Here is a 26,972-nt window from a genome sequence, read left to right as displayed (position 1 = left end):
CTGAGCCGAGGGAAGGGGGCCTTCACGCGCGTTGATGAGGTCAGGAAGCCATGGCGGGGGCGAGCCGGGCCTCGCGGCGGTCCATGCCGCCGGACACCACGGCCAGCGAGAGCCCCAGCACGGCCAGCGACGCACCGACCCAGTTGGGCGCGACCAGGCCGAGCCCGCCCGCGATCACCAGGCCGCCCAGGTACGCGCCGATGGAGTTCGCGATGTTGAACGCCGACTGCACGGCGGCGGAGACCAGCGACGGCGTCCCGCCTGCCTTCTCCATGATCCGGGCCTGCATCATCGGGCCGATCATGAACCCGGCGAGGCCGACGAAGAAGATCGTCACCGCCGCGCCGACCTTGCCGTTCGCGGTGAAGGTGAAGATCGCCAGCACCGAAGCGAGCCCGATCAGCGAGACGTAGAGGCTCGGCATCAGCGCCTTGTCGGCGAGCCTGCCGCCGAGGTAGTTGCCGATCGTCATGCCGACCCCGGCCAGGGAGAGCAGCAGCGTGACGTCGGACGGCGAGTAGCCGGTGACGTCGGTCAGCATCGGCGCGATGTAGGACAGGCAGGCGAACACGCCGCCGAGGCCGAAGGTGACGATCGCGAGCGCGAGCCACACCTGCGGGCGGCGGAAGGCGCCGAGTTCGCCACGCAGCGACGGCTCGACCGGTTTGCCCTGGTGGGGGACCAGTTTCGCGATCGCGGCCATGGCGAGCAGGCCGATCACGGCGACGACGCCGAAGGTCGCGCGCCAGCCGACCTTCTGGCCGAGCAGCGTCCCCAGCGGCACGCCGACGACGTTGGCCAGGGTCAGGCCCATGAACATCATCGAGACGGCCTTCGCGCGTTCGCCCGGCTTGGCCAGGCTGGACGCGACGACCGCGCCGGCGCCGAAGAACGCGCCGTGCGGCAGGCCGGCGAGGAAGCGGAAGGCGACGCCGAACTCCTGGTTCGGTGAGAGCGCGAAGAGGGCGTTGCCCAGCGTGAACAGCCCCATCATCGCCAGCAGCATCGTCTTGCGCGGCAGGCGGACGGCGGCGGCGGTGAGCAGCGGGGCGCCGACCACGACGCCCAGCGCGTAGCCGGAGATGAGGTAACCGGCGGACGGGATCGACACGCCGAAGTCCGCGGCGGTTTCGGGCAGCACGCCCATCATGACGAATTCGGTGGTCCCGATGCCGAAGGCACCGATGGCGAGCGCGAGCAGCGCGACGGGCACGGCTCTCCTTCCGGGGGTCGTACTTGGGTAAACGATTACTCGCCCAGCGTCGCGGATGGGGAGCTGAATCGATTTAGGTCTCAGGCACAAAAAGAAGACAGCGCGTGCGGCCCCGCTGTCCTGCGTCCAGTTCAACCGATCGAGGGTGCCTTTGTCATCCCGGTTTCGGGTGAGGCTGACCACCCTCAGCGGCGGGCGGCGAGCACGCCCTGGAGCAGGCCGGGGAAGAGTTCGTCGAGATCCTTGCGGCGCAACGAGTTGTAGCGGGCGGTGCCCTGCTGGCGGCCCATGATGATGCCCGCTTCGCGCAGCGTGCGCAGGTGATGGGTGAGTGTGGACTTGGTCACGGCGACGTCGAATCCGCTGCACGAGATCTCGGTGCCGGGTTCGGCCAGCTGGCGGACCATATCGAGCCGGACCGGGTCCGCGAGCGCGGCGAGGACCGCCTCGATCCGGATCTCGTCCTGATCGGGATAGACGTACTGCTGCGTCGCGGCCATCCGTCCATAGTACGACGTCCCTCGAACTTCCGGCGAGTTCGTAGTACGGTCTCCATCGAACTACGACAACCATCGAACAACGACCCTCATGTCGCCTTTAGCGGCCTAATCGCGATCCGGCGCCGACCTGCGTTTCGCGGGCTAATCGCGATCTGAGGGGTCTGGAGCTGGGGAGTCATGACTTTCGCACCACCCAGGACCGCGGTGCTGGCGCTCGGCACGTTCGCGGTCGGCACCAGCGGCTACGTCGTCGCCGGGCTGCTGCCGGCGCTGACCGGCGAACTCGCGGTCTCCGAGACGGCCGCCGCGCAGCTGGTCACCGCCTTCGCCATCGCGTACGCGGTCGGCTCACCGCTGTTCGCCGCGGTCACCGGCCGCTGGGAGCGGCGCACGCTCCTGGTCGCCGCCCTCGTCGTCACCGCCATCGGCAACGCCCTCGCCGCCCTCGCGCCCGGCTACGTGACCCTGCTCCTCGCCCGGGTCGTCACCGCGATCGGCGCGGCGGTCTTCACCCCGGCCGCGAGCGCCGTCGCCGCCGAACTCACCTCGCCGGAACGCCGGGGCCGCGCGGTCGCCCTCGTCTTCGGCGGACTCACCGTCGCGACGATCCTGGGCGTGCCGCTCGGCAGCGTCCTTTCGCAGAGCGTCGGCTACCAGGCCGTCTTCGCACTCGTCGCGGCCTTCTCGCTTCTCGGTGCCTTCGCGGTCCGGCTGGTCCTGCCCGCCGTCCCGGCGCCACCCCCGGTCCGGCTGGCCGAACGGTTCACCGTCGCCAAGGATCCGCGCGTCCTCGCCATGCTCGGCGCGACCGTGCTCGGCTGCCTGGCCGCGTTCTCCGTCTACACCTTCATCTCGCCGGTCCTGTCCGCCACCGCGGGTGTCCACGGCACGACGGTCAGCCTGCTGCTGTTCGTGTACGGCGCGGGCGGCGCGCTCGGCAACGTCCTCGGCGGCCGCGCGACCGACCGCTGGGGCGCCAGGGGACCGCTGCTGGTCGTGTTCGGCGGGATCACCGTGGTGCTCGCGCTGCTGCCGCTGGTGGCGACCACCGTCGCGGGCGCGGCCGTCGTCCTCTTCCTGTGGGGTCTGGCCACCTGGTCGGTCAACCCGCCGATCCAGCACCGGCTGATCGAGCTGTCCAAACACAACGCCGGGCTCGTCCTCTCGCTCAACGCCTCCGCGATCTATCTCGGCGTCGGCCTTTCCGGCCTGGTCGGCGGAGCGGTGCTGAGCGGCGGCGGGCCGCTCCTGCTGCCCGAGATCGCGGCGGTGCTGACCGCGCTCGGCGCGGCCGTGGTCGTGGCGGGCTGGCGGAACCGCGTGCCGCGGCCCGCGTTGGCCGAGTGACGACTACTCGGCGCGGGTCTGGACTTCGCAGTCGGGGCCGGGGAACACCAGCCCTTCGTGTCCGTCCGCGAACCGGACGAGGTACGGCGGAGCACCGTGCTCGCCGCGGACCTCGAGGATCTCACCGTGTTGCTCTGCCGAGCCGACCGTGCGCCCGTGCACGTGGATCTCGTCTCCGACGGTCGCCTGCATGAGAAATCACCTCCGACGCTTACAAGGTTAGGAGCGTCGGGGTGATTCTCGCTACAGTGTCCTCATGATCCTCGAAATCCTTGGAGGCGCGACGCCTCACGTCCGGTGAGCCCGTCGATCCGGGTCCGCACGCCTTCGGAATTGCGTGCGGCCAGAAGAAGCAAAGCCCACTCCTGTTGGGGACATCTCGTCGCCGCGCCGGGGGAACACGTTGCGCCGTCCGGCTTGTGTGCACTGGGTGCACGATCCGCCGGGCTGGCTGGAGCGGGAACGGGCGGCGGGCACGGCGATCGTCGGTGTCGAACTCGCCGACGAGGCCGTGCGTCTCGCCGATCTCGCGCCCGCACGGGGGCGGACGATCGCCGTGCTCGGCCATGAGCAGCAGGGCATTCCGCCGGACGCGCTCGACCTTCTCGACAACGTCGTCGAAATACCCATGGTGGGCACCGGCGCGAGTCTCAACGTCGCCGTCGCCGGCAGCCTCGTCCTGTACAAATTGGCGGGACTGCTGTGACCGTCGCCGATAAGCTGCCCGGATGACCGACGTACTCGACAAAGTCGCCGGGAAAAGCGGCGAACTGGTGCTCCGCCGGGCCGGAGCCGACTTCGAGGTCATCGCCAACGGCGTCTTCCTGATGGACACCCGGAACGGTGAATCCGAACGGTTGCTCGTGTCGGTGGCGGCGGACCTGGTGCCGGGCAAGGCACGCATGCTGATCGGAGGCCTCGGCGTCGGCTATTCGCTGCGCGCCGCGCTGGACCATCCCGGGGTCGGAGAGGTCGTGGTCGTCGAGCGCGAGCCCGCCGTGATCGGCTGGAACCGCGAGGGCCCGCTCAGGGACGTCCACGACGACGCCCTGTCCGACGACCGGGTCACCGTCGTCGAGGCCGATCTGGTGAAGTGGTTGCGCCGGACGGAAGAACGGTTCGACGCGCTGTGCCTCGACATCGACAACGGTCCTGAGTGGACGGTCACCGACGGGAACGCGAAGCTCTACCGGGACGAAGGCCTCGACATGCTCGCCGCACGGCTGCGGCCCGGCGGCGTGCTCGGGGTGTGGAGCGCCGAGTCGGTGTCGTCGTTCGCGAAGCGGCTCCGGGCGCGTTTCGGTGAGGTGCGCGAGCTGAAGATCCCAGTGCCGCAAGGGGAACCGGACGTGCTGTGGTTCGCGCGGGTGTAGCGGACGCCGTGCGGGTCAACGCCCGCTGGTGCGACACGGTGTGCCGGACGGGCACTTTCACCACCCGCGTCTGGAAGTCGGCGAGCCGGACACCACCGCTGTACCCCGACGCGATGACCCTGACGCCGGACGCGACGGCGGCGGAGGTGCTGGACGGGATCGACACCTCGCCGGGCTGCGCGGTCAAGGACAGTTTCGGCTGCCTGGATCTTTCGCAGGCGGGCTTCGAGGTGCTCTTCGAGGCCACCTGGATCACCCGCACGGTTCGGCTGCCGCTCCAACCGGGCTGGGCCCGGGTCGGCGACCGGTTCGACGACCCGTCCGTCGCCCTGTGGTCGAACGGGGTCGCCGGGGTGACGGCCAACCGGGACGGCGACTTCGCCGGACTGTCCAATTTGTACACCCAGGGCGATCTGGACGAAGCCTGGCGCGGTGCGACCTCGGCCGTCGCGGCGAGCTTCCCCGGCTTGCCGATCACCGGCTACGAGCACGGCGAAGATCTCGACGCCGCCCTCCGCAACGGCTACACGGCCCTGGGGCCGCTGCGGGTCTGGCTGAAATGATCGCCGTATGGAGATCACGACCTGGCACCTCGAGCAGACCTCACCGGACGATCTGAGCGCCGCGAAACCGCCGGCCGTCCCGGTGACGGTCACCCGTGCCGAGCTGGTCAGCCCGGAACTGAACCGCTACCTCTACACCGCCGTCGGCGGCGACTGGTTCTGGATCGACCGGCTCGGCTGGACGTGGGCGCAGTGGGTCGAGTGGCTGGACAGGCCGGGGGTCGAGACCTGGGTGGCCTACGCGCAGGGGACGCCGTGCGGCTACTTCGAACTCGACGGCACTGTGGACGGCGAAGTCGAGCTCGCGTACTTCGGCCTGATGTCGTCCTTCGTCGGCAAGGGCGTCGGCGGGCACCTGCTGACCGTCGCACTGCGGGAGGCCTGGGCGCTCGCGGAGCGCTGGCCGGGCAAGGCGACGACGCGCCGCGTCACGGTCCACACCTGCACCACGGACGGCCCGGCCGCGCTCAAGAACTATCAGGCACGCGGCTTCCGGCTGTTCCGCACCGAGGTCGAGCAGGCCGAACTGCCCGCCGAGACACCGGGACCGTGGCCGGGAGCGGGGAGGAAGTAGCCACCGGCTCAGACCGTCTTCATCATCCCGCCGTCGATCACCAAATCCGCACCGCTCATATTGGCCACCTTGCCGGAGGCGAGGAACACCACGAGCGCCGCGATCTCGTCAGGGTCGGCGAACTCGCCGGTCGAGGTGCCGACGGTGGCGGGCAGCTGGTCCTTGAACGTGTCCAGCGTGGCACCCGCTCGCTTGGCGATCATGTCGCCGGGACCGCCGGGCGACGTCCACAGGTCGGTCCACACCGGGCCGGGCGAAATCGTGTTCACCCGCAGACCGCGGCCGCCGAACTCTTCGGCGAGCGCCTTACCGAGGTTCGACACCGAGGCCTTGACCGCGGATTGCGCGACCAGCCGTGGTTGGGGCAGCTTCGCGTTGACGGAACTGATGTTGATCACCGCGCCGCGGCGCTCCAGAAGGCTCGGCAGCGCGGCCCGCGTGGCACGGACGTTCGACATGAAAGTCACGTTGAAGGTGTGCAGGAATGCCTCGTCGTCGAGCGCGAGGAATCCGCCGGGCGGCGTGGACGTGCCCGCGACATTGTTGACCAGCAGGTCGATCCCGCCGTGCTGGTCGAGAGCGTGCCGCACGACGCGGGCGGGCTCGTCGGGGTGGCCCAGATCGGCTTCGAGCGCGTCCGGCGTCAGCTCCTTCAATCCGGCGGTGACGGTGCGGCTTGCCGCAACGACCGTGAATCCGTCTTCGACCAGCGCGCGAACGATCGCCAGGCCGATCCCCCTTCCGGCTCCGGTCACTACAGCGATACGCGAAGTCTCCATCGTCATAGGAAGTGTCCTCCACCGCTTCAGCGGCGATAGTCGTGCTGGATCGATGTTCGCCCGGGCAAGCGACCGTCCCGGAAGTTCGTCAGCAGAGTGGGGTCAGACCGCCGTGGTGCTCGGTGGTTATTCAGCGGTCGCCTTGGCGGCTTCTTTGGCCGCTTTCTTGAAGGCACGGACTTCGGCGAGGCTTTCGGGGCTGGTGACGTCGGCGATGGAACGGCGGGAGCCGCGGTCGCCGTAGGCGCCGGCGAGGGCGCGCCAGCCTTTGGGCTGGACGCCGAGTTGTTTGCCGAGGAGCGCGAGGAGGATTTTGGCTTTTTGTTCGCCGTAACCGGGGAGGGCTTTGAGGCGTTTGAGGACCTCTTCGCCGTTGGGTTTCGGCCGCCCGGCCGTCCAGAGCGCGGCGGTGTCGCCGTCGTAGTGCTCGATGACGTACTGGGCGAGGGTTTGGACGCGCCGGGCCATGGAGCCGCCATAGCGGTGGATGGCCGGTGGGGTGACGCAGAGTTCGACGAAGGTCTCGGTGTCGGCTTCGGCGATTTTGCGGATGTCGAAGCCGTCCATCCGGTCGGCGATCTTCTTCGGCCCGCGGAAAGCGTGTTCCATGGGGTATTGCTGATCAAGCAGGAGACCGGTCACCAGGGCGAACGGATCGTCGTTGAGCAGCTTGTCGGCGTCGGCGTCGCCGGTCAGTCGGAGCTCGTTCGGCATGGCCTCATCTTCCCGGATCAGAGGTGGCACGGCGGCTACCCGCGATGCGCGTCCCGCGCCCAGGATCTCACGACCCGGCCGATCCGCGCGTCTTCATCCTTGTGGGTCGACCAGCAGGTCCGCGGCCGCCGTGGTGATGGCGGCCGAAACCGCCGCCAGCGCGGGGGAGTCGAGTTTCCACTGCTGCCAGAACAGCGGTACGTCGATCGGGTGATCGGGGTCGAGGCAGACGAAACTGCCGTCGCGCAGCCGGTCGCCGATCTGCGCGAGTGGCACCATGCCCCAGCCCATCCCGGCCGCGACGGCGTCGAAGAACCCTTCGGACGACGGGACGTAGTGCCGCAGCCGGCTCGCGATCGTGCCGCGCTCGCGAGCGAAGCGGTCTTGGAGGTCGTCACGGCGGTCGAAGACGACGACGGGTGCTTCGGCGAGGTCGAGGTCGGTGCCGAGTGCCGGGCTCACGACGGCGAGGTAGCGCATGTGCCCGAGCCGCTGCACCGAACACCCCGCGACCGGATCGGGTGACGACGTCACGGCGGCCATCACCAGGCCCTCCCGCAGCAGGGTCGTGGTGTGGTCCTGGTCCTCGCGATGCAGTTCGAAGCAGATCTTCTGCTCGGACGGCACCCTCGTGAGGGCGGGCAGGAACCAGGTCGCCAGCGAATCGGCGTTCACCGCGATCGGCAGCCGGACCGGCTCGTCGCCGGTGGTCAGGCCGAGTTCGGCCCGGGTGTCGGCCTCCAGCAGCGCCACCTGACGGCCGAACCGCACCACCGCCTGCCCGGATTCGGTCAGGCGTACCGGTTTCGTGCGGATCAGCAGGACACGGCCGGTGCGCTGTTCGAGCGCCTTGACGCGCTGGCTGATCGCCGACGGGGTCACGTGCAGTGCCGAGGCCGCCGCGTCGAACGTGCCTTCGTCGGCGACCACCAGCAGCGTGCGGACCAGGTCGAGGGGCAGATCTGTCATCACGAACGCTAATCTTACGTAAGAATCTTTAGTTGTACTGTTGACGAGTGGCTTCCTAGTGTTGTCCGCATGGGAGACGTTCTGTTCAGCGCGGTCGCCGGGTTCGGCGCCACCATGGCCCTCATCGTCGCGATCGGCGCGCAGAACGCCTTCGTGCTGCGCCAGGGCATCCGGCGCGAAGCCGTACTCGTCGTGGTGCTGATCTGCATCTTCTCGGACGCCATCCTGGTCAGCCTCGGCGTCGGCGGGGTCGGAGCGCTGGTGGGGACGTCACCGGAAGCGCTCACCATCGTCGCGCTGGTCGGCGGCGCTTTCCTGCTCTGCTACGGCGCCCTCGCGGCCCGTCGCGCGTTCAAGCCGTCCGCGCTGGAGACCGGCGGCCCGGAGACCGGCGGATCGTTGCGCCGCATCGTGCTGACCACGCTGGCGATCACCTGGCTGAATCCGCACGTCTACCTCGACACCCTTCTCCTGCTCGGCGCCATCGCGGCCGGACACGGCAGCGATCGGTGGGCGTTCGGCGTGGGTGCGGTGTCGGCCAGCGTGATCTGGTTCCTCGCGCTCGGGTTCGGCGCGCGGCTGCTCAGCGGGTTCTTCCGCAAGCCGTCGTCGTGGCGGGTGCTGGACGGGCTGGTCGCCGCGACGATGATCGGCCTGGGCGTGGCGCTGGTGGCCGGGGCCTGATCACGGCAGGCGAGCCAGCATTTCGGCGGTGAGCACCAGATCGGCCGCGGCCGCCGAATCGCGGATGGTCGCGGGCCTCGTCGAGCCGGGGATCGCGATCATCGACGGCGACTTCGCGAGCAGCCAGGACAGGCATACCCGTTGCGGGCTGACCCCGAGATCTTCGGCCACGGAAAGGAATTCCCCGCCGATGCCGCGGAGCGGGCCCCAGGGCAGGTAGGCGAGCCCGAGCTCGGTGCACAGGGCCAGTTCCGGTTCGTGCGACAGATTCGCGGGCGCGTGCTCGTTCTGCACCGAAACCAGTGTCTCGCCGAGGATGTCCCGCGCTTCGAGGATCTGCGCGCGGGACACGTTGGATATCCCGGCGAGCCGGATCTTGCCTTCGTCGGCCAGCTCCTTGATCGCACCCACGGAATCCGCCCACGGCACGTTCTCATCGGGCTTGTGCAGCTGATAGAGCCCGATGGCGTCGACGCCGAGGCGTTTCAGCGACCCCTCGCAGGCGTTCCTGAGGTGCGCGGGAGTCCCGGTGACGGTCCACGAACCGTCACCGGGACGGCCACGGCCGCCCTTGGTCGCGACGAGGACCCCGTCCGAGTCGCCGCGGACGGCCAGCGCGTCGGCGATGAGCATCTCGTTGTGGCCGGTTTCGCCCGCGTGCCAGTGGTAGGAGTCGGCCGTGTCGATCAGCGTGACACCGGCGTCGAGCGCGGCGTGGATCGTGGCGATCGCGCGGTCCCGATCAGGACGGCCCTCGATCGACAGGGGCATCGCGCCCAGCCCGATCGCGCTCACTTCGACGTCTCCGATGTTGCGGTAACGCATGGGGGTCATGCCTTTCTGGCGTCTTCGATGGCTGCGCCGAGCCAATCGGTGGTGGAGGAGAAGGAAAAGCCGAGGCCGGTCGCGCGCGAGGTGTCCAGGACGGCGTACCGGTCGAACGAGAACGGCGAGGCGTCCCGCTCGACGACCCGGAACCGGGGCTCGATCGAGATCGCGCGGGCGATGTCCACGGCGGAAAGTCCGCCGTGGGAGCCGGCGTTGACCGGACCCGTGAAGTCCGCGAGCGTGGCCCAGGTCAGGAAGTCCGCGATCTCACTCGCGTGGATGAACGTCGACGGCCGCGGTCCCGCGTGGATGTCCACGGCGTCCCCCGCGTCCAGCCGTTCGACGTAATGGCGCAGCCGCCCGGTGAAATCCTTTCCGCCGAGGACGTGCGCGACGCGCACCGACGCGAACGGTGGTTCTCCCGCCGCGAAGACCGTCTCGGCCTGCCGCTTGCCTTCGCCGTAGTCGTACGAAGGTGCCCCGAGGTCGACCGGCACGGAGGAGACCAGCGATTCGGTCATCGGCGTCTCCGTCCTGACCTGGTCGTAGACCTCGATCGTGGACGTCATGACGTAGCGGTCCGTGCGGAGCACACGGCGCGCGATTTCCGCCTGGACCGGCGTGTAGCAGACCTGGTCGAGCACGACGTCGAAGGAACGAGACCGCAGAGCGGCCTTCAGGCCGGCTTCGTCGTCGCGGTCGGCGAGCAGGTGAGCGACGCCGGACGGGGCAGGTGCGGAGCCACGGTTGAGGACGGTGACGTCCGAGCCGGCGTCCCGCAGCCGCTCGACCACCCCGCGGCCGAAGTACCGGCTTCCGCCGAGAACGAGCACTCTCTTCATGTGCACGAGCTTCATGTCCACCAGTGTTACGGTGGCGATCCGGGCATTTGAAGGGGAGAACATGGGTGAATCGGCGGAATCGCTGAAAGAATCTCGGTCGAATCGCGGGTTCGCTGAAAGCTCACTGGACGTGATCGACCGGCGACTCCTGGAACTCCTCCAGGAGGAAGGCCGCATCACTCTGAGCGAGCTCGGGCGCCGCGTTTCGCTGAGTCCCGCCGCCGTCGGCGAGCGGGTCAAACGGCTCGAAGCCGACGGCACGATCACCGGTTACGCGGCGCTCGTTTCGCCCGCCGGGATCGGACTGGGGCTGCGGGCGTTCGTGCGGATGGCGCCGCACAGCGGGTTCACCGTCCGCCATCCGCGCACGCGGAAGATCATGGACCGCCCCGAAATCCTCGAGCTGCACCATGTGGTGGGCGAGGACTGCTGGATCCTGAAGATCGCCGTGCGCGACACCACCCACCTGGAGGAGTTGCTGGAGGACCTCTCCGTGCTGGGCGCCACGACGACGTCGATCGTCATGTCCAGCCCGATCGAACGACGAGTGCTCCTGCCCTTGTGATCCATCACAAGAACTGACAGGCAAGTCTGGTCGTTCTCCTGGTTCAGCTCGTCGCTTTGTGACGCAGGATGACTCGCATCACATACTGACGAGTAACCGGAGGCAGGGATGCGGGCTCGGATCCTCACCACGCTGATCGCGGCCTTGACGTTCACGATCGCCGTCCCGGCGGTGGCGAGCGCGGCGCCGTCGAGCGGCTGGAACGACTGGTCGTGCAAGCCGAGCGCGAACCATCCCGAGCCCGTCGTGCTGGTGCACGGTCTCGGCGGCAACGCGACGACCAACTGGTTCCACCACGCGCCGAAGCTCAAGAACGCCGGCTACTGCGTTTATTCGCTGACCTATGGTGCGACCGTCCTGGGTGGACAGTTGTTCGGCGGGCTCGCCTCCATGCGGAAGAGTGCCGTCGAACTCGGCGTGTTCGTCGATCGCGTGCGAGCGAGTACCGGCGCGGACAAGGTCGACATCGTCGGGCATTCCGAGGGCACGACGATGCCGGCGTACTACCTCAAATTCGAGGGAGGTGCGGAGAAGGTGAAGCATTTCGTCGGGTTCGGCTCGAACTTCAAGGGCACGTCGCTCAACGGCCTCTCCGGCCTCGCCAAGGCCGTGCTGTCGTTGCCCGGTATCGATCTCCTCGCTGACGGCGTCTGCGGGGCGTGCCGCGAATACCTGGCGCCATCGGACTTCCTCGACGACCTCGCCCGTGACGGCGTGACCGTGCCGGGGCCGACCTACACGAGCATCGTGAGCCGCCACGATCGAGTGGTCACGCCGTACACCAGCGGTGTGCTGGACGAGCCGGGCGCGACCGACATCGTGCTGCAGGACAAATGCGGCTCCGACGTTTCAGGGCACCTGAGCCAGGCGATCGATCCGAACGTGACGAGCCTGATCCTCAAGGCGCTCGACCCGGAGAACGCGCCCGCGCCGAAGTGTGTGCCGTTCTTCGCGCCGCTGTAGGGGTCAGGGCCTGGTCGCGTGCACCACGAACACCGACCGGACCCGATCCTCGGTTTCGACGTCGAGCCGTTTCACGGTCACCTCGGTGAAGCCGGCTCCGGAGGCCAGTTCCGCCGCGTCGTCCTCGGTTTCCGGCAGCTTCAGGTCGGTGGGGACGATCGCGGCGAACGCCTCCGACGGCCGGAACGCCGACGCGATCGGCAGGCTGAAGCCGACGCGTCCGCCGGGGCGCAGCGCGCGCAGCCAGTCGCGCAGGGCGGCCGCGCCGAGGAAGTGCAGCGAAGACGCGCACAGCACGGCGTCCGCGCCCTCGTCCTCCACCGGCGACGGAACCGCGGAAGCCACCTGCCAGGTGATGCGCTTGCCGGGATCGTGCGTCGCCGCCTTCGTCTCGGCCTGGGCGATCATGCCCGGCGAGATGTCGATCGCGAGCACTTCACCCGGCTCCAGGCGCAGCGCGGCGAACGCGGCCACCCCCGTCCCGGTCGCGACGTCGAGAACACGCTCGGGTGCCGTGCAGCCGAGGCCGTCGACGAGCGCGTCGGCGACCAAGCCGTGAAAGGTGTCTTCGTCGTAGCGCGCGGCGATGCCGTCGAACAGCCCGGCCGCGATCTCCTCGCTCACGACCGCGATCTTATCCGGGAGACGGCGGCGTCCGGCGAAACCCAGGTCGGCGCGGTGATACCAGGACAGCTCGGCGTCGCCTTCGAGCCAGCAGAGCAGGACGTCGGCGCCGTCGAGTTCGGCGGGGAAGTCGATCAGGAGCGGGGCGAATCCCTTCAGCTCCGCGCCCGTCCTCTGGACGGTGGTCATCAGGTCGTCCAGCCGGGCCTGCGCGGCCTTCCATTCCGGCATCCCGCCGAGCGAGGTCTCGCGGCCGCCGGGGCGCAGGGACGCGGCGAGTTCGGCCGCGTCGGCGCGGAGCCGGACCAGTTCGTCGAGCACGGGGCGTAGCCGGGCGAGCTCGGCGCGGGCTTCGGGAACGGTGAACAAACCCATGCGCCGATGGTCCCAGCCCGCTCAGCGGCGCCGCCGGGCGAGTCTCGACGCGAGGCCCGCGCCGGTCAGGAGGAAGCCCGTCGCGAGCAGTCCGCCGATGAACAGCCAGCTCGTGACGCCGTAGGTGACGTCGTTCTGCGGCAGATACTTCACCAGCCGGAATCCCCATTCCGGGACCGCGATCGTGGCCACGCCGGGGGCGACACCCCAGACGAGGCCGCCGAGGATCGGGCCGGTCGCCGAGAGCGCGCCGAGCAGTCCGACCGACAGCAGGAGGACCCCGCCGCCCACCAGGAGAACGATGCTGAGGACGTCACGCTGGGTGCTGAGCGTCGCCTGGACGAGCATCTGCTGCCGCAGGCCGCCCCAAGCCAGCAGGCCGAGGGCGACCGGCGTCAGGATCAGCCCACCCGCGCCGCTGAGGACGCGACGCACGCCTCGGCCCGCGCGCGGGTCTTCGGATCCCAGGTCGTCGTCGAAGGGCTCGTACGGTTCATACGACTCGACGTCCTCGTACGGCCTGCGCGGGTCCTTGGGTTGCTCGTACTCGCCGTACTCCTGGTAGTCCTCGTCGTCGTACTCCGCGACGTACCGGTGCGTTGACATGGGCGGGTCACCTCCCTGCACCGGACTACGGACGCCGGCCCCCTTCGGTTCACTTCGATCTCCGGCGGATCGCGTTTAGCCCCCTAAACGCGATTTGAGCGGCGCCGCGAGAGGGTGCCGACCAAACCGGCCCCGATCAGCAGGAAACCACTCCCGACCAGCGCGCCCATCACGAGCCAGGTCACCAGGCCGACGCCGAGGCCGCTGCCGCCGACGTCGTAGACGAGGCTCATGGCATCGCGCGGGCTCAGGAGGAACGCCAGGCCCGGCAGTACTCCCCACAGCAGCCCGCCCAGTACCGGCCCGAGCCCGGACAGCGCCCCGAGGAACGCGACGCCGAGCAGGAGCAGGCCGCCCAGGATCAGGAGGACGATGCCGAGCGGGTCCTCGCTGATGGACAAGGAGCGCGAGAAACCCCGCTGGAGCAGCGAGCCGCCGTAGATCGTCAGGCCGAGCGCGACCGGCGTGAGCAGGACACCGCCGAGCCCGCTGAGCACCCGGGGCACCGCGCGACCGCTTTGCCTAGGCTGGGCGTAGGGCTCCGGCGCCTGAGGCTGCTCGTACGGAGGCACGGCGTAGGGGTTGGTCGACATGGGATCGCCCTTTCCGGTGGGCTGGCGGAGGAGTGTTGTTCGATGATGACGCGGTCGCCGTCGTTCCCGTGACGGCCGGATGACCGTCGTACGACCGAGTGACGTCGGACACATTCGCCTCGTGGAGACTTGATACCGGCCACTACTGGAACCATCCAGCACCGTTAAGCAGTACGCTTGTACCGCTACCGGAGACTGAAGTAGAACGCGAAGATCCGCGGAAGGAGCACCGCTGCTCATGGCCAAGATCAAGGTCCAGGGCACCGTCGTCGAGCTCGACGGCGATGAGATGACCCGCATCATTTGGCAGTTCATCAAGGACAGGCTGATCCACCCGTACCTGGACGTGAACCTGGAGTACTACGACCTGGGCATCGAGGAGCGGGACCGCACCGACGACCAGATCACCATCGACTCCGCCAACGCGATCAAGAAGCACGGCGTCGGCGTCAAGTGCGCCACGATCACGCCGGACGAGGCGCGCGTCGAAGAATTCGGCCTGAAGAAGATGTGGCTCTCGCCCAACGGGACGATCCGCAACATCCTCGGCGGCGTGATCTTCCGCGAGCCGATCGTCATCCAGAACATCCCGCGCCTGGTGCCGGGCTGGACCAAGCCGATCATCATCGGCCGTCACGCGCACGGTGACCAGTACAAGGCGACCAACTTCAAGGTCCCCGGCCCCGGCACGCTGACGATGACCTACACCCCGGCCGACGGTTCCGAGCCGATGGAGTTCCAGGTCGCGCAGTACCCCGAGGGCGGCGGCGTCGCCATGGGCATGTTCAACTTCCGCAAGTCCATCGAGGACTTCGCGCGCGCCTCGCTGCAGTACGGCCTCGACCGTGAGTACCCGGTCTACATGTCGACCAAGAACACCATCCTGAAGGCCTACGACGGCATGTTCAAGGACGTGTTCGAGGAGATCTACCAGGCCGAGTTCAAGGCCGACTTCGACGCCAAGGGCATCTCCTACGAGCACCGCCTGATCGACGACATGGTCGCCGCGGCGATGAAGTGGGAGGGCGGCTACGTCTGGGCCTGCAAGAACTACGACGGTGACGTGCAGTCCGACACGGTCGCGCAGGGCTTCGGCTCGCTGGGCCTGATGACCTCGGTGCTGCGCACCCCGGACGGCAAGACCGTCGAGGCCGAGGCCGCGCACGGCACGGTGACCCGGCACTACCGCCAGCACCAGCAGGGCAAGCCGACCTCGACCAACCCGATCGCGTCCATCTTCGCGTGGACTCGTGGGCTCGAGCACCGCGGCAAGCTGGACTCGAACCCGGAGCTGATCGGCTTCGCGAACAAGCTGGAGCAGGTCGTCGTCGAGACCGTCGAGAGCGGCAAGATGACCAAGGACCTCGCGCTGCTGATCAGCAAGGACCAGCCGTTCCAGACCACCGAGGAGTTCCTCGCGACGCTGGACGCCAACCTGGCCGAGAAGATCGCCCAGGGCTGAGTCTCGTGAACGCTTGAAGGCCCCCTTCCCTCGCGGAAGGGGGCCTTTTCGCGTGGTGACGGTGGGTAGCCCGTGACCGGCCGGGGTTGGCGCCTCCGGGTGGTTGGCAATCCGGGATCTGGGCGACCGCCCCGGCTTCTGCCACTCTGGACCGGACAGAAAACGATTCCCTTGTTCGAGGAGTGACCATCATGGCCATCTCGAAACCGGTCTTGTTCATCGGCGGCGGACTGGCGCTGATCGTCGTCGTCGCCATCTCGGGGCAGGACAGGGAGTCGAGCGCGTCGAGCCCGACCGGTTGCCAGGTCGTGGTGACGGCCGACGTGCTCAACGCGCGCGACACCCCCGGTGGGCAGAAGATCGTCGGCAAGTACGTCAAGGACACGAAGATCGACGCGCAGCCGGTGGTCGAGAAGGGCTTCCGCAAGATCGCCGAGGGCAAGTGGGTCTCCGCCGAGTTCGCGCCCCCTGTCGAAGGCGCGAAATGCGGCCCGTGACCTGGGGGTTCGCGTTTTGCCCGCGAAACGCAGGTTGGGCCCTGGCCTGGGGGTTCGCGTTTAGCCCGCGAAACGCAAGTGGGTGCCTTCCTCGGCCGCCAGCACCTCGCCGCTGAACTCCTTCCGCGCTTCGGCCACCGAGATCCCGCGGTCGGAACCGGGCCAGAAGTGGGTCAGCAGCAGCCGCCGGGCGCCGCCTCGCTCGGCCCAGTACCCGGCCTCGCCCGCCGTGGACACCAGACGCGGCGTCTCGTCGGGCGACGGTCCCTGAAGCGTGGCGTCGGCGATGAGGAGGTCGGCGTCGCGCGCCAGTTCCGCGAGGATCGGGCTTGGCCCACTGTCGCCGGTGTAGGCGACGGTGAGCTCGGGCGCGGTCAGGCGGACTCCGTAGTTCGGCACATGGTGCGGAAGCAGGAACGTGGTCATCCGGAACGGGCCGACCTCGCGCGGCGGGCCGAGTTCGCGCACGTCGAAGATCGTCGTCGGATGCGGTCGCGGCTCCAGCGCTTCGAGCCGGCGCACCGTGCCCGGCGTGCAGTGCAGCGGGATCTTCGGCTCGTCCGGCAGCCCATAGGCACGGGCCCGGCCGAGCGCGCTCACATCTGCGCAGTGATCGGGATGCTCGTGCGTCACCACCACGGCGTCGATCCGGCCGCCCGGGCAGTGTTCGAACAGCCGTGACGCGGCGCCGTAGCCGAGGTCGAGAACGACCTTGAAACCCTCGTGGACCAGGAGGAAGCCGGCGCAGGCCCGGCCAGGTTCCGGCCAGGCGCCGCAGCTGCCCAGCACGGTCAGCTCGCTCATGCGCGCAGTCTCGCAGAGCGAACGCCCTGCCGGTTCTGTCGGACCCCCCGGGTAGCGTGCGACGGGTGCTGACCGTCTCCACTGTGAATGTCAACGGCCTTCGTGCCGCCGCGAAAAAGGGCTTCGTCGAGTGGCTGGGCTCGACGAAGGCCGATGTCGTCGCCTGCCAGGAGGTCCGGGCCGAGCTCAAGGAGCTCCCGGCCGGTGCCGCCGCGCCCGAAGGCTGGCACGTGGTGCACGCGCCGTCGGCGCAGAAGGGGCGCAACGGCGTCATGCTCTTCAGCCGGGCGGAGCCGGAAGAGGTCCGCATCGGTTTCGGCGAGCCCGAATTCGAAGACAGCGGCCGCTACGCCGAGATCCACCTGCCGAATGTCGTGGTCGCGAGCCTGTACCTGCCCAGCGGCGACGTCGGGACCCCGCGCCAGGACGAAAAGGAGCGCTTCATGACGGCGTTCCTGCCGTACCTCGTCGACCTGCGCGCCAAGGCCGAGGCCGGCGGCCGTGAGGTCGTCGTCGTGGGCGACTGGAACATCGCTTACGACAAGATCGACCTGAAGAACTGGCGGGGAAACCAGAAGAGCTCGGGCTTCCTGCCGGAGGAGCGGGACTGGCTCGGCCGCGTGTTCAGCGAGGCCGGCTACGTCGATGTACAGCGCAAGCTCGACCCGGAAGGCCCCGGCCCGTACACCTGGTGGTCGTACCGCGGGAAGGCGTTCGACAACGACACCGGCTGGCGCATCGACTGCCAGATCGCCACCCCCGGCCTGGCCGAGCGGTGCACCTCCGTCGTGGTCGAGCGCGCCGAGTCCTATGACCGGCGCTGGTCCGACCACGCGCCGGTGACGGCCACCTACTCAGGCTGAGCAGCCGGCAGGCAATTCCGGATCCCGGCTGTTCGCCGTGACCTCCGGGATCCGGGCACTCAGTGCGCCGCCTCGATCTGTTCGGCTCAGCCGTGAGTGACAGGTTCGACCTGCGGTCCAGCGGCGTCGACGTGTTTGTCGAGTTCGATGCTGGGCCGGGGTTCGACTACTTCGTTCGGAAGGAAGGCCTTGAGCGGGTCCTGGGTCGTCCCGTGGACCTCATCAGTGTGACCAGCATTCGCAATCCGTACTTCAAGCATCAGGTGCTGGAGACTCGGGAGCTGCTCTATACAGCGTGATGCTCGGGCTTACCTTTGGGACGCCTTGAGGGCAGCGGAACTGCTGAGTGAGTTCAGCAAAGGCGAGGGCTGTCGAGCGTCGGTGCGAAATCATCGGTGAGGTGCTGAACCAGCTGTCCGAAGCGGATAGCGACTTGGCGGCGCAAGTGCCGGATCTTCCGTAACATCCTCATCCATGGTTACGTGACGGTCGACGATGCCTTGGTGCGGCAGGTGCTCACAGAGCGGCTTCCTGGGCTGATCGGCGTCCTGCGGCGGTGGCAAGACGCGTAGGTCCGACCACGCGCGCCCGTAACGCCGATGTACTCCGGATAGGCTGCACGCCGGGAGAATCGGGGGTCGCGATGGAGACGAACGAAGCCAGGCGCATCGAGGCGACGAACGCCGAGCGCTACGCGATGTCCGGCCAGTACGGGTGGGAGTTCAGCCCGGACGCGCCGAACATGCTGGAACGGTGGACGGTGCTGCCGTTCAACCAGCGCGGCGACAAGCGGATGGCGTTCGGCGCGCTGAGCGGCATGTATCAAGGGCTGCGGTTCAGCGTCTTCGACTACCACCGCCGCCCGACGGTCACGAGTGTGCACACGCGGTGGACCAACAAGAAGGTCAACGAGCTCGACACGATCTCGATCGACACGGTCTGGGCCGTCACCCTGCCCGCGCCGATGCCGAACTTCCAGATCGTGTCGAGCATCGAGTCCGCCTGGGACGTCGAGCAGTATCCGGAGCCCGCCACCGCGGACCGGAAGTTCAACCGCTGGTACAAGCTGATCGACACCGACCCGAACGTCGCGGTCGGCGTGCTGACGCCGCAGGTCGCCGCCACGATGCGGTCCTTGAAGCTGCACACCTGGTCGCTGGTGGGTGCGGAACTGGTTTACGTCGAGAATCCGACCTTCGGCCGGACCAAGCCGGATGACGTGCTCTCGACGCTGGGGCGTCTCGCGCAACTCGTGTCGCTGCTGCCGTTCCACCTCGGCGGCGGTCAGCCCGCCCCGCAGCAGCCCCAGTACCCGCACCAGCCGTATCCGCCGCAGAACCCCGGCTATCCGCAGCAGTACCCGCCTCCGCCGCAGTACGGACAGCAGCCGTATCCGCCGCGGCATCACGGTTATCCGCCGCCGCACTACCCGCCACCGCAGTACCCGCAGCCCGGGTATCCGCCGCCGGGGTACCCGCCGCGCGGCTACTGACGGGACTTCGCGCTCTCCGTCCACACTGGACTCTCGACGAAGTGGTTGTCGAACTTTTCCTGGCTGTCCAAGAGATCCTGGACGGTCGCTTCGCCGTGTCCGACCTTCTCCAGTAGGCGGAAGTAGCCGAACCGTTCCACGCCGGGGATGAACACGATCAGGACGTCCGCCGACGAGTCGACGGCCGCGCGGAACGCGTGTGTGGTCAGTGGCGGGACGACCAGCATGTCGCCTTCGGAAACGGTGACGATTTCTTCTCCCACAAGGACTTCCAGCTTTCCGCCGAGTATGAAGAACATCTCGGAGGAGTCGGTGTGGTAGTGCGGCGCGGCCCCATCGGCGCCGACGCCTAGCCGTGTTCGCGCGCTGCTCATGACTCCGCCTGTGGTCGAGACGTCGGCGAGCAGGGTGACAAGGGTGGGGGTCGCACCGACGGTTTCGGCTTCGGCGGCGCGGACGAGGACGGCTTCACGGGTTTCGATGCGCTGGGTCATGCCTGCGATAGTTCCATCACTGATAGTTCGCTGTCAAACTATCTCCTGTCGAATAGACTGCGTCCGTGAGCGAAGAACGAAACACGGACGCGATCGACGCGGTCGTCGGCGCGTGGCGCCGCGAGCGGCCGGAGCTGGACTTGACCGCGATCGGGGTCGCCGGGCGACTCGGTCGCGTGGCGATGCTGACCACTCCCATGGTGGAAGCCGTGTTCGCGAAGCACGGCTTGAAGCAAGGGGAGTTCGACGTGCTCGCGGCGCTCAGGCGATCCGGGAAGCCGTACACGCTGATCCCGTCCGAGCTTTCCGCGACGCTGATGATGTCCAGGGCCGGGATGACCAGCAGGATCGACCGGCTCGAGTCGGCGGGGCTGGTGGAACGGGCGCTGGATCCGGAAGACCGGCGCAGCTTCCGGGTCACGCTGACCGGGCGCGGGTTCGAAGTCGTCGACGCCGCGATGACCGAGCACACGGCGAACGTCGCGAAGCTGCTCGCGCCGCTTGGTGACGACCTCGGCGTCCTGGACGCTTCGCTGCGACGACTGCTGACGTCCCTCGAAAGCTGAAGGGGCCCTTCGCCGCGTCACATGCGGCGAAGGGCCCCTTCAGCACCCTGGATGGATCAGCAGTACAGGTTGCCGCCCGGGCTCACGCCGAGGATGCCGGTGAACTGCTGGTACTTGTTCACGCGGCTCTGCACCTGGGCGGGGTTGCCGCCGTTGCACTCGATGCTGCCGTTGATGCTGCGGATGGTCTCGCCGAAGCCGCGGCTGTTGACCATCGCGTTGTGCGGGGTCATCGTGCCGGGACCGTTCTGGGTCATCCAGTACCAGATGCCGGTCTTCCAAGCGACCGCCGCGTCGTTCTGCACCAGCCACGGGTTGGTCAGCAGTGGCAGGCCCAGCGCGTCGCCGGCGGCCTTGTAGTTGAAGTTCCAGCTCAGCTGGATCGGGCCGCGGCCGTAGTACGCGGCGTTGCCCGCCGGGCAGCCGTAGGACTGGCTCGTGTCGCAGTAGTGCGGGTAGTTGGCCTCGTTCTGTTCGACGATGTGGACCAGGCCGCCGGTCTCGTGGCTGACGTTCGCCAGGAAGGCCGCCGCTTCCTGCTTCTTCACGGTGTCGCTGCCCGTGCCCGCGAAGGCCGGGTATGCGCTCAGGGCGGTGACCAGGCCGTTGTAGGTGTAGAAGGGGTTCCGGCTCGGGAACATCTGGTTGAACTGGGCCTCGCTGACCACGAAGCCGGACGGGTTCGGCGGGTTGGTCGTGCCGCCACCGCAGGCGCCCTGATCGGCCCAGACCTGCGCGCTACCAGGGGTTTCGTTCTGCGTCCACCACTTCGCGGACCAGTTGTGCCCGTTGTGGGAGGCGGTGTTGCCGCCCCAGTAGACCGAGCTCGCGTTCCACGGCGCCACGCAGTCCGCGGCGGAGGCGGACTGGGCCGGGACGACCACGGCGACCGTGGTGGCGGCGAAGGTGGCGGCGACCGCCGCGAGAATACGTCGAAGAGACATCGGTGGCTCCTTCGTGCGAGGGGACCATGCAGGGAGATTGGTCTATACCTTTTAAGGGGTATGGCCAACAGGTATAAACCATTGCGGACAAGAAACCAACCGCGGAAAGCCGGATACCGCCTGTTCGGCCGCGTGTGACAGTCGAATGGTCCAACCCTGTCCGGTTTTGTCGGAAACCGATCTTGAGCTCGACAACTCTGAGAAGAGGGGTGCTCGAAACATCCCCCCTGTGAGGGGTTACTCTCGTGCCCCGAGTTGATCAGAACCCACAGGTCTTGACACGCTCGGTAGTTTTTTGACCAGCAGCCTGGAAATGCTCACTCGTTCGGGTTATCGTTCCGGTTCGGCAAAGTCACGTCACGGGAGGCACTCCGGTGCGGAACCCAGTTCATCTCCTGGTGCGATCGGCCATGCCCGCGGCGAGGGCCGCGGCGGTCGTCGCGATCCCGGTCGCGCTGCTCGTCGCGGGCGCGGTACCGGCATCGGCCGCGGACACGACGTCGCGGTCGGAGATGGCGTTCGGTCTTCTGGGCCCGGTCGGCTTGATCGCCGTCGCGCTCGGCATCGTCGGGATGGCCTTCGGGGTGTTCCGCCAGCGCCGGAAGGCCCGCGCGGCCGCCGTCGCCCCCGCTCCCGCCCCGGCGCAGCCCGCCACCCCGCACGTCGCCGCGATGGCCGAAGCCGTGCTCGCGGACGACGCCCTCACTCGCCAGCAGCGCCCCTGACCTGCGCCTCCCGGCCCCGGATCGCGATTAGGGGGCTAAACGCAGGTCGGTGCCCTGGGCCAGGCAGATCGCGATTAGGGGGCTAAACGCAGGTCGGCGGATTTCTTGGGTAGGTACACCTAGTCCGGCCCGGATTGTTTAGCCGCTCGCTGATCGCCACGCTCGGGTCCATGACGGTGACACGGCGTCGCAGCCGGCCCGGTGACCCCTTCCCCCGCGCCCTGGACCGGGCGATCATGGACAGCGGCCTCGGCCTCGACCGGATCCGGCACCGGCTCGCCCTGGAGGGTGTCCGGGTCAGCGTCGCGACCTTGAGCTACTGGCGGACAGGAAGAAGCCGCCCCGAGCGATGCGACTCCCTGAAGGCGGTCGCGCTGCTGGAGCGGCTCTTCGAACTTCCGCACGGTTCCTTGCTGAACCGGCTGGGCCCGCGTCGCCCCCGGGGACGGTGGGGTGACGCGGGGACCGGATCAGACGCCGGAGTTGGTGCGGATCCAGCTGCGGAAGTAGGGGACGTCCACGTAGATCGACGGCCCGGTCGCGCAGGTGCTGCTGTTGTTCCCGGCGCGGCTGGTGGCGCCGACCAGCTGCCAGACACCGCTGACCTGCTTGACCTGCGGGCCGCCCGAGTCGCCGTAGCAGGCACCCGAGTTGCCGTTGGGGTTGTTGGTGCAGATCTCGCTGGCGGCCCTGATGCCGCTGCATCGGCTGTCGGCGACGATCGAGGTGTTCAGCTCCTGGAGGTTGATCGGGGCGCCACAACCACCGCGGACGGGGCAGGTCTGGCCCCAGCCGATGATCCGCGTCGCGGTGCCAACGGCCCCGGACGAAGCGGCGATCGTGACCGGCGCCTGCGACACCGCCGTCGAGAGACGCAGCAGCGCCAGGTCGGCGCTCGGGTGGGCGATGCGCTGGGCCACGCGGGCGACGGTGCCGCCGCTGGTGCGGTTCGTGGTGCCGACGCGCACCTGGTACGGCGTGCCGCAGTGCGCCGCGGTGACCACCCAGGTCGAGCTGATCAGTGAGCCACCACACTGGTGGCCGCCGGAGCTCGACTGCTGGGACACCATGAACGAGTAGACCTGGGTCGCGTTGCCGCCGCCGACGATGTTCGGCTGGACGCCTCCGGTGGGCTCGGCCGCCGCCGCGACGCCGGAAAGCGAGAAGACGGCCGCGGCCGCCATGGCCAAGCCCATCAGTAGGGATCGTGCCTTCATCTGGGTTCTCCTTCGGTGTGGCCGGAAGATCCGGTGCCTTGAACGCTAGGAATCGGGCACCGTGCCCAGAACCGTCGGAAGTATGTGGCGTTTAACCGTTTAGACCGTTCGGCCGGGACGAGGCCGGATGACCCGCCGCGGCGTGGCCTGAGAGAATCCGGGCGTGTCCGACGAACAGAAGCGCCCGCGCGTGCTCTCCGGGATCCAGCCGACCGCCGACTCGTTCCACCTGGGCAACTACCTGGGCGCGCTGCGGCAATGGGTGCGGCTGCAGGACACCCATGACACCTTCTACATGGTCGTCGACCTGCACGCGATCACCGTCGAGCAGGATCCGAAGGTGCTGCGCGATCGCACGCGCCGCTCGGCCGCGCAGCTGCTCGCGCTCGGGGTCGACCCGGCCCGCAGCGCGCTGTTCGTCCAGAGCCACGTGCCCGAGCACGCCCAGCTGGGCTGGGTGCTGGAGTGCCAGACCGGGTTCGGCGAAGCGAGCCGGATGACGCAGTTCAAGGACAAGGCCGCGAAGCAGGGCACGGATCGCGCCAGTGTCGGCCTGTTCACGTACCCGGTCCTGCAGGCCGCCGACATCCTGCTGTACCAGGCGAACGAGGTCCCCGTCGGCGAGGACCAGCGGCAGCACCTGGAGCTGACGCGCAACCTCGCGCAGCGGTTCAACAACCGCTACGGCAAGACGTTCACCGTGCCGGAGCCGCATATCGTCAAGGACACGGCGAAGATCTACGACCTGCAGGACCCGACCGCGAAGATGAGCAAGTCCTCGTCGACCGGCAACGGCCTCATCGAGCTGCTCGAAGAACCGAAGAAGTCGGCGAAGAAGGTGCGCTCGGCGGTCACGGACACCGGCCGCGAGATCGTCTTCGACGCCGAGAACAAGCCGGGCGTCTCGAACCTGCTGACGATCCTCTCCGCGCTGACCGACCAGCCGGTCGCCGAACTCGAGAACTCGTACGAGGGCAAGGGTTACGGCGACCTGAAGAAGGGTGTCGCGGAGGCGTTCGTCGACTGGGTCACGCCGGTGCAGGAACGCGTCCAGTCCTATCTGGACGACGTCGCCGAGCTCGACAAGGCATTGGCGCTCGGTGCGCAACGAGCCAGGGAAGTCGCTTCGGTGACTTTGCGGAACGTCTACGAGAACATCGGGTTCCTTCCCCCGGCGGGCTGATTCGCGCTGCGATGTCGTCGCGGTGTGGTTAGCGTTTGACGGTGGCGAATGATGACGGCGCGAAGCCGGAACAGGACAAGCTGTTACCGCGCCTGAGGCGGAAGTACGGCTGGCTCGATCACCTCATCCGGGCCAACGACGCCTTCACCGAGCGCTACGGCAATCACTATGCCGCCGCCATCACCTACTTCAGCGTGCTTTCGGTGATCCCGATCTTGATGGTCGCCTTCGCGATCATCAAGATCGTGCTCGCCGGTGACCAGGTGGTGACGAACCAGCTCGTCGACGGCATCAAGAAGTCGGTCCCGGAAGGGCTGAGCGATCTCGTCGGCAGCATCATCAAGGCGGCGCTGGACTCCGGCGGCGGTATCGGGGTGTTCGGCCTGCTGCTAGCCCTGTACTCGGGGGTCGGCTGGATGTCGAATCTGCGTGACGCGCTGACCGCCCAATGGGGGCAGGAAAAGCAGAAGCTCCCGCTGGTTTCGACCACCATCAAGGATCTGCTGTCCCTCGTCGGGCTCGGGGTCGCGCTGGTGATCTCGTTCGGGCTCACCGCCGCGGGCAGCGGCGTCGGGCGGTTCCTGCTCGAACTGGTCGGCCTCGAGAACCAGGGCTGGGCCGTGTTCCTGTTGAAGGCCGCGACGATCCTGCTCGGCCTGCTCGCGAACACCCTGGTCTTCCTGTGGGTCATCGCGAGGCTTCCGCGTGAGCATGTCGCGCTGCGCAGCGCGGTCAAAGGCGCGATCTTCGCCGCGGTCGGTTTCGTCGTGCTCCAGCAGGCCGCGACCGTTTACCTCGGCAGCGTCACGAAATCACCGGCGTTCACCTTGTTCGGCCCGGTGATCGGCCTGCTCGTGTTCGCGAACCTCGTTTCGCGGTTCCTGCTGTTCGTCACCGCGTGGACGGCGACGGCGAAAGAGAACCTGAAGACGGTCATCGAGCCACCTGCCCCGGTGCTGATCCACCCGCGGGTGACCGTTCAGCAGGGGCCCGGGCTCGGCGCCGTCGGCGGGGCTTTCGCGACCGGCGCGCTCCTGGGCTGGTTCGGCCGTCGCAAGTCCTGACGTTATTCGCCGGCCATGGCCTTCTTGCGCTGGTGGCCGACGACGAACGACGCCACGATGATCAGGAAGACGACCAGCGTGATGATCCAGCCCGTCACGCCGAACGGGTCTTCGGCCGCGGCCGCCGCTCCGCTGTTCGACGCGCCATCGGCGTTCGGCGCGGCGTTGGCCGGGTCCGCGTTCACCGTTTCCGGTGACCGGTATTCGATGCGTCCCACCGATTCGGCCTTGGACTCGCGCAGCGCGATGCCGTAGTCGAGGAGCTTCGCGGCCTGCTCGGTGACCCGGGTCGGACGCTGCTCGGCGCGCAGCATCACGACCCCGACCCGGTGACCGTTCTGGACCGCGCTGCCGGCGTAGGTGTGGCGCGCGTCGTCGGTGAAGCCGGTCTTCCCGCCGGTGAACCCGGGATAGCTGCCGAGGAGCTTGTTGTCGTTGTAGATCGTGACGACCGGTTTTCCCGCGGTGGCCGGGACTTCGAAGCTCTTGGTCTTGACCACCTTGGCGAATTCGGGGTTCTTCATCGCGTAGTGGAAGATCAGGCTCATGTCGTAGGCGGAGGTCGACATACCGGGGCCGTCGAGCCCGGACGGTGTGGCGGCCCGGGTGTCCGTGGCACCGATCCGGGTGGCCAGCGCGTTCATCTTCGCGAGGGTCGCGTCCAGGCCGCCGAGCACGGTGGAGAGCGCGTGCGCCGCGTCGTTACCCGAGTGCATCAGCAGTCCGTGCAACAGCTGGTCCACTGTGTACTGACCGCCCGCGGCGATGCCCATGCAGGTGCACTCCTGCTCGGCGTCCTCCTTGGTCGGCACGACGATCTTGGCGGGCGGGAGCTCGGTGACCACGACCAGCCCGAGCAGGACCTTGATCAGCGACGCCGGCCGCTGACGGGCGTGCGGATCCTTCGCCGCGATGACGTCGCCGGTGTCGAGATCCTGCAGCACCCACGACGCGGAGGTGTTCCCCTCGGGCGGGTTCAGCGCACGCTTCGGGAGCACGAGCCCGCATTCGGCCATCCGGTCGCCACCCACCGGAACCGGCGGCACCGGCAGCGGCGCCGGAGCGGCCTCGCCGGGGCGCGGTTTCTCGGAGGTGTCGACGGGCGGTGGAGGCGTCACCTTGTTCGCGCACGGCTGCGCCTGGGCTGGTGGCTTCGGGGCGGCTGTGGCCACCGGCGTCACCGCGAGGGCGAGCACACCGGAAACGAGGACCAGGAGCGACCGGGAGATAGCGCTGTGCACCCGAGCAATGTAGCGTCGCCGGGCTCGCTGCATACTCAGGGGCATGCGCATTTCGCGAGGTACTTCGATGTTCCTGCTGGGTTTCGGCGTGTGGTCGTGGATCATCTGGATCACGTTCGCCAAGAACCTCTGGGACAGTGACCGCGCCTGGGCCGCGGACGGCTCGCCCACCGCCTACTTCATCGTGCACGCCGTGCTGACGGTCGTCTCGTTCGTGCTCGGCACCATCATCGGGCTCATCGGTCTGCGCACGCTGCGTGGCGCCGAGTCACGGGACGCGGAAAAGGCTGACGCCTGATCAGGTTTGT

At 68.3% G+C, this 26,972-nt stretch carries 35 protein-coding genes; 19 read left to right on the top strand and 16 right to left on the bottom strand.

Annotation, left to right across the window (positions count from 1 at the left end; genetic code table 11):
• Positions 1 to 40: 40 nt before the first annotated feature.
• Together AC069I_RS01800 and AC069I_RS01795 are read right to left on the bottom strand one after the other, a co-directional pair.
• Positions 41 to 1,213, bottom strand: coding sequence for an MFS transporter (locus tag AC069I_RS01800; RefSeq protein WP_478225054.1), 1,173 nt, complete (start codon positions 1,211 to 1,213; stop codon positions 41 to 43).
• A 185-nt stretch (positions 1,214 to 1,398) separates the two neighbouring features.
• Complete coding sequence (locus AC069I_RS01795) at positions 1,399 to 1,713, bottom strand: ArsR/SmtB family transcription factor (protein WP_034304518.1); 315 nt, start codon at positions 1,711 to 1,713, stop codon at positions 1,399 to 1,401.
• Between the two features lie 177 nt (positions 1,714 to 1,890).
• On the opposite strand from AC069I_RS01795, the gene AC069I_RS01790 reads away from it, so the two are divergent.
• Positions 1,891 to 3,060 (top strand): MFS transporter, encoded by a 1,170-nt coding sequence (locus tag AC069I_RS01790; protein WP_478225056.1) that lies wholly within the window; start codon positions 1,891 to 1,893, stop codon positions 3,058 to 3,060.
• A gap of 3 nt (positions 3,061 to 3,063) precedes the next feature.
• Here AC069I_RS01790 and AC069I_RS01785 read toward each other — a convergent pair whose 3' ends face one another.
• Positions 3,064 to 3,252: a DUF1918 domain-containing protein gene (locus tag AC069I_RS01785; protein ID WP_125680051.1), complete on the bottom strand. Its 189-nt coding sequence runs from the start codon at positions 3,250 to 3,252 to the stop codon at positions 3,064 to 3,066.
• A gap of 238 nt (positions 3,253 to 3,490) precedes the next feature.
• Here AC069I_RS01785 and AC069I_RS01780 point away from each other — a divergent pair, with 238 nt between their 5' ends.
• From AC069I_RS01780 to AC069I_RS01765, 4 genes are read left to right on the top strand one after another with little or no spacing between them, the layout of a single operon-like run.
• Positions 3,491 to 3,766: a TrmH family RNA methyltransferase gene (locus tag AC069I_RS01780; RefSeq protein WP_478225057.1), complete on the top strand. Its 276-nt coding sequence runs from the start codon at positions 3,491 to 3,493 to the stop codon at positions 3,764 to 3,766.
• 22 nt (positions 3,767 to 3,788) lie between these two features.
• On the top strand, positions 3,789 to 4,433 hold the full coding sequence (locus AC069I_RS01775; RefSeq protein ID WP_478225058.1) for a spermine/spermidine synthase domain-containing protein: 645 nt from the start codon (positions 3,789 to 3,791) through the stop codon (positions 4,431 to 4,433).
• 8 nt (positions 4,434 to 4,441) lie between these two features.
• The gene (locus AC069I_RS01770) at positions 4,442 to 4,996 is read left to right on the top strand and encodes a hypothetical protein (protein WP_478225059.1); all 555 of its coding nucleotides are present in this window, start codon (positions 4,442 to 4,444) and stop codon (positions 4,994 to 4,996) included.
• Positions 4,997 to 5,003: 7 nt separating this feature from the next.
• Positions 5,004 to 5,570, top strand: coding sequence for a GNAT family N-acetyltransferase (locus AC069I_RS01765; RefSeq protein WP_340684663.1), 567 nt, complete (start codon positions 5,004 to 5,006; stop codon positions 5,568 to 5,570).
• Between the two features lie 8 nt (positions 5,571 to 5,578).
• Here the strand turns inward: AC069I_RS01765 and AC069I_RS01760 are convergent, their stop codons facing one another.
• From AC069I_RS01760 to AC069I_RS01750, 3 genes are all read right to left on the bottom strand, one after another.
• A complete protein-coding gene (locus tag AC069I_RS01760; RefSeq protein ID WP_478225061.1) occupies positions 5,579 to 6,355 on the bottom strand; it encodes an SDR family NAD(P)-dependent oxidoreductase in 777 nt (258 codons plus the stop codon).
• Positions 6,356 to 6,475: 120 nt separating this feature from the next.
• Positions 6,476 to 7,063: an HhH-GPD-type base excision DNA repair protein gene (locus AC069I_RS01755; RefSeq protein ID WP_478225062.1), complete on the bottom strand. Its 588-nt coding sequence runs from the start codon at positions 7,061 to 7,063 to the stop codon at positions 6,476 to 6,478.
• Between the two features lie 93 nt (positions 7,064 to 7,156).
• Complete coding sequence (locus tag AC069I_RS01750) at positions 7,157 to 8,035, bottom strand: LysR family transcriptional regulator ArgP (protein ID WP_478225063.1); 879 nt, start codon at positions 8,033 to 8,035, stop codon at positions 7,157 to 7,159.
• A gap of 66 nt (positions 8,036 to 8,101) precedes the next feature.
• Between AC069I_RS01750 and AC069I_RS01745 the strand changes: the two genes are divergently transcribed.
• Positions 8,102 to 8,716: a LysE/ArgO family amino acid transporter gene (locus tag AC069I_RS01745; RefSeq protein WP_378443405.1), complete on the top strand. Its 615-nt coding sequence runs from the start codon at positions 8,102 to 8,104 to the stop codon at positions 8,714 to 8,716.
• On the opposite strand, the gene AC069I_RS01740 is transcribed toward AC069I_RS01745, so the two are convergent.
• Both AC069I_RS01740 and AC069I_RS01735 read right to left on the bottom strand, forming a co-directional pair.
• Positions 8,717 to 9,550, bottom strand: a complete 834-nt coding sequence (locus AC069I_RS01740) for an aldo/keto reductase (RefSeq protein WP_478264654.1) — start codon at positions 9,548 to 9,550, stop codon at positions 8,717 to 8,719. It lies immediately after the preceding gene.
• Entirely contained in the window at positions 9,547 to 10,401 is an 855-nt protein-coding gene (locus AC069I_RS01735) for an NAD-dependent epimerase/dehydratase family protein (protein ID WP_478225065.1), read from the bottom strand. Before AC069I_RS01735 ends, AC069I_RS01740 begins: the two co-directional genes overlap by 4 nt.
• A gap of 115 nt (positions 10,402 to 10,516) precedes the next feature.
• Here AC069I_RS01735 and AC069I_RS01730 point away from each other — a divergent pair, with 115 nt between their 5' ends.
• Positions 10,517 to 10,951 (top strand): Lrp/AsnC family transcriptional regulator, encoded by a 435-nt coding sequence (locus tag AC069I_RS01730; protein ID WP_340684637.1) that lies wholly within the window; start codon positions 10,517 to 10,519, stop codon positions 10,949 to 10,951.
• A gap of 108 nt (positions 10,952 to 11,059) precedes the next feature.
• A complete protein-coding gene (locus AC069I_RS01725; RefSeq protein ID WP_478264653.1) occupies positions 11,060 to 11,914 on the top strand; it encodes an alpha/beta fold hydrolase in 855 nt (284 codons plus the stop codon).
• A gap of 3 nt (positions 11,915 to 11,917) precedes the next feature.
• On the opposite strand, the gene AC069I_RS01720 is transcribed toward AC069I_RS01725, so the two are convergent.
• The 3 genes from AC069I_RS01720 to AC069I_RS01710 form a co-directional block, all read right to left on the bottom strand.
• Positions 11,918 to 12,913, bottom strand: coding sequence for a DUF2203 family protein (locus tag AC069I_RS01720; protein ID WP_478264652.1), 996 nt, complete (start codon positions 12,911 to 12,913; stop codon positions 11,918 to 11,920).
• A 21-nt stretch (positions 12,914 to 12,934) separates the two neighbouring features.
• Positions 12,935 to 13,519, bottom strand: coding sequence for a hypothetical protein (locus AC069I_RS01715; RefSeq protein WP_478264651.1), 585 nt, complete (start codon positions 13,517 to 13,519; stop codon positions 12,935 to 12,937).
• Between the two features lie 83 nt (positions 13,520 to 13,602).
• Positions 13,603 to 14,112: a hypothetical protein gene (locus tag AC069I_RS01710; RefSeq protein ID WP_478264650.1), complete on the bottom strand. Its 510-nt coding sequence runs from the start codon at positions 14,110 to 14,112 to the stop codon at positions 13,603 to 13,605.
• 238 nt (positions 14,113 to 14,350) lie between these two features.
• Here AC069I_RS01710 and AC069I_RS01705 point away from each other — a divergent pair, with 238 nt between their 5' ends.
• Both AC069I_RS01705 and AC069I_RS01700 read left to right on the top strand, forming a co-directional pair.
• Positions 14,351 to 15,574 (top strand): NADP-dependent isocitrate dehydrogenase, encoded by a 1,224-nt coding sequence (locus AC069I_RS01705; RefSeq protein ID WP_340684632.1) that lies wholly within the window; start codon positions 14,351 to 14,353, stop codon positions 15,572 to 15,574.
• Between the two features lie 191 nt (positions 15,575 to 15,765).
• On the top strand, positions 15,766 to 16,071 hold the full coding sequence (locus AC069I_RS01700; protein WP_340684631.1) for an SH3 domain-containing protein: 306 nt from the start codon (positions 15,766 to 15,768) through the stop codon (positions 16,069 to 16,071).
• Positions 16,072 to 16,131: 60 nt separating this feature from the next.
• Here AC069I_RS01700 and AC069I_RS01695 read toward each other — a convergent pair whose 3' ends face one another.
• On the bottom strand, positions 16,132 to 16,875 hold the full coding sequence (locus tag AC069I_RS01695) for an MBL fold metallo-hydrolase (protein WP_478264649.1): 744 nt from the start codon (positions 16,873 to 16,875) through the stop codon (positions 16,132 to 16,134).
• A 56-nt stretch (positions 16,876 to 16,931) separates the two neighbouring features.
• Between AC069I_RS01695 and AC069I_RS01690 the strand changes: the two genes are divergently transcribed.
• The 4 genes from AC069I_RS01690 to AC069I_RS01675 all read left to right on the top strand — a co-directional run bounded on the left by AC069I_RS01690 (position 16,932) and on the right by AC069I_RS01675 (position 19,230).
• Positions 16,932 to 17,738: an exodeoxyribonuclease III gene (locus AC069I_RS01690; RefSeq protein WP_478225071.1), complete on the top strand. Its 807-nt coding sequence runs from the start codon at positions 16,932 to 16,934 to the stop codon at positions 17,736 to 17,738.
• Between the two features lie 62 nt (positions 17,739 to 17,800).
• Positions 17,801 to 18,037 carry a nucleotidyltransferase family protein gene (locus AC069I_RS01685; protein ID WP_478225072.1) on the top strand — a complete coding sequence of 79 codons (237 nt, stop codon included), beginning with the start codon at positions 17,801 to 17,803 and terminating at the stop codon, positions 18,035 to 18,037.
• A 183-nt stretch (positions 18,038 to 18,220) separates the two neighbouring features.
• Positions 18,221 to 18,310 (top strand): hypothetical protein, encoded by a 90-nt coding sequence (locus tag AC069I_RS01680; protein WP_478225073.1) that lies wholly within the window; start codon positions 18,221 to 18,223, stop codon positions 18,308 to 18,310.
• Positions 18,311 to 18,381: 71 nt separating this feature from the next.
• A complete protein-coding gene (locus AC069I_RS01675) occupies positions 18,382 to 19,230 on the top strand; it encodes a hypothetical protein (RefSeq protein WP_478264648.1) in 849 nt (282 codons plus the stop codon).
• On the opposite strand, the gene AC069I_RS01670 is transcribed toward AC069I_RS01675, so the two are convergent.
• Complete coding sequence (locus tag AC069I_RS01670; RefSeq protein ID WP_478264647.1) at positions 19,224 to 19,724, bottom strand: cupin domain-containing protein; 501 nt, start codon at positions 19,722 to 19,724, stop codon at positions 19,224 to 19,226. The two genes, AC069I_RS01675 and AC069I_RS01670, sit on opposite strands and share 7 nt — an antisense overlap.
• Positions 19,725 to 19,789: 65 nt before the next feature.
• Between AC069I_RS01670 and AC069I_RS01665 the strand changes: the two genes are divergently transcribed.
• Positions 19,790 to 20,290, top strand: coding sequence for a MarR family winged helix-turn-helix transcriptional regulator (locus AC069I_RS01665; protein ID WP_478225076.1), 501 nt, complete (start codon positions 19,790 to 19,792; stop codon positions 20,288 to 20,290).
• 56 nt (positions 20,291 to 20,346) lie between these two features.
• Here the strand turns inward: AC069I_RS01665 and AC069I_RS01660 are convergent, their stop codons facing one another.
• A complete protein-coding gene (locus tag AC069I_RS01660; protein WP_125798268.1) occupies positions 20,347 to 21,234 on the bottom strand; it encodes a glycoside hydrolase family 19 protein in 888 nt (295 codons plus the stop codon).
• Positions 21,235 to 21,632: 398 nt separating this feature from the next.
• On the opposite strand from AC069I_RS01660, the gene AC069I_RS01655 reads away from it, so the two are divergent.
• Entirely contained in the window at positions 21,633 to 21,959 is a 327-nt protein-coding gene (locus AC069I_RS01655) for a hypothetical protein (RefSeq protein ID WP_219154100.1), read from the top strand.
• A 470-nt stretch (positions 21,960 to 22,429) separates the two neighbouring features.
• Here AC069I_RS01655 and AC069I_RS01650 read toward each other — a convergent pair whose 3' ends face one another.
• Positions 22,430 to 23,176, bottom strand: coding sequence for a S1 family peptidase (locus AC069I_RS01650; protein ID WP_478264646.1), 747 nt, complete (start codon positions 23,174 to 23,176; stop codon positions 22,430 to 22,432).
• Between the two features lie 163 nt (positions 23,177 to 23,339).
• On the opposite strand from AC069I_RS01650, the gene trpS reads away from it, so the two are divergent.
• Entirely contained in the window at positions 23,340 to 24,359 is a 1,020-nt protein-coding gene (gene trpS, locus AC069I_RS01645; protein ID WP_478225080.1) for a tryptophan--tRNA ligase, read from the top strand.
• Positions 24,360 to 24,394: 35 nt separating this feature from the next.
• Positions 24,395 to 25,423: a YhjD/YihY/BrkB family envelope integrity protein gene (locus tag AC069I_RS01640; protein ID WP_478264645.1), complete on the top strand. Its 1,029-nt coding sequence runs from the start codon at positions 24,395 to 24,397 to the stop codon at positions 25,421 to 25,423.
• A 2-nt stretch (positions 25,424 to 25,425) separates the two neighbouring features.
• Here the strand turns inward: AC069I_RS01640 and AC069I_RS01635 are convergent, their stop codons facing one another.
• A complete protein-coding gene (locus AC069I_RS01635; protein WP_478264644.1) occupies positions 25,426 to 26,664 on the bottom strand; it encodes a D-alanyl-D-alanine carboxypeptidase family protein in 1,239 nt (412 codons plus the stop codon).
• 43 nt (positions 26,665 to 26,707) lie between these two features.
• On the opposite strand from AC069I_RS01635, the gene AC069I_RS01630 reads away from it, so the two are divergent.
• A complete protein-coding gene (locus AC069I_RS01630) occupies positions 26,708 to 26,962 on the top strand; it encodes an SCO4848 family membrane protein (RefSeq protein ID WP_478233909.1) in 255 nt (84 codons plus the stop codon).
• Positions 26,963 to 26,972 lie beyond the last annotated feature (10 nt).

Source organism: Amycolatopsis sp. NPDC043885, assembly GCF_056435685.1.
This window is presented reverse-complemented; position numbering and strand designations above follow the sequence as displayed.